General features: G+C 76.4%; 1 pseudogene. It reads right to left on the bottom strand.

Annotated elements, in window-relative coordinates:
• Nucleotides 1–1,088 (bottom strand): annotated as a pseudogene (locus tag GT354_RS36040) (hypothetical protein); the annotation flags it as partial.

Here is a 1,088-nt window from a genome sequence, read left to right as displayed (position 1 = left end):
ACGGCGTCGATCAGGACCGAGGCGTCGTGCGGGTCGGGCACCGGCAAGCCGTCGAGCTGCCAGGCGTGGGCCCAGGCCGTGTCGAGGTCGGCCTGTCGCTCGCTCGCCTCGGCCCGCCGGGCGGCCAGTTCGACCAGTCGACGGCCGTCGTGCGCGACGTCGACCTCGAGGCGGCCGCGCTTGACCGCGGCCTCGGCCCGGCTCGCTATCCGCTCGGCGAGGTCGTCGGCCAGCTCGACCGCGTGCTCGTACTCGTCGATCCGGTCGTCGGTGAGCGGTGGGGCGGCGCAGATCTGCGTCCACAGCCGATCGCGCTCGGCCCGGGCGGCGGCCCACTCGGCGGGCGTGGGCGGCGGGTCGATGCCGGTCAGCGCGGCCAACTCGCGGCTCCGCAGGTCGAGTTGGGCTCGCAGTTCGTGCTCGGCGTCGGCCGCGGCGCGCAGCTCGGCCCTGGCCCGGGTCACCTGCTCGACGTGGTCGGCGATCCGGCCTTGGCCGGGCAGCCGTACCCGGGCGGCTCCGTCGCCGGCCAGCGCGGGGACGTCGTCGAGGGCATGCCGGGTGCGCAGATCGACCGCTTCACGGCTGAGTTTACGCTCGCACTGTTCGTCGCGGGCGATGTCGTCGACCAGGTTGCCGGGCACGGCCTTGAGCAGCGCGCGCAGGTCCTCGGTGTCGCCGGGGGCGACGAGCGCGGTCGCGGCCGCGCGGGCGGCGTCGTGTCGGGTCGTGCGGTAGGCCACCTTGTCGGCGGCGCTCGCCAGTCGGGCCTCGCACGCCTTGAGCTCGTCGCGCAGGGCGGTGACCCGCTCACCGACACCGGCCGGCACGTCGTAGGCGGTGGGGTCGTCGAGCGCGCGGTCGGGGCGCACCCGGGCGAGCAGGTCGGCGGCCCGCTCCCGGGCCGACAACGCCTCGTCCTCGGCGTCGGCCGCGAGTTCGACCGCGTCGCGGATCGCCTCGACGTCGGCGTGCACGGCGTCCACGGCGGCGGCGTGCCCGAGCAGGACCCGATCCACCGTCGACGCCGCGACCTCGGCCATGGCGTCGGCGAGTTCGTGCTCGGCCCGCGTCAGTTCGCCGCGGGC

This window comes from Streptomyces sp. SID3343, from assembly GCF_009865215.1.
Classification (GTDB): domain Bacteria; phylum Actinomycetota; class Actinomycetes; order Streptomycetales; family Streptomycetaceae; genus Embleya.
Note: the sequence above shows the minus strand (reverse complement) of the source record. Positions and strands in the feature narration are given on the sequence as shown.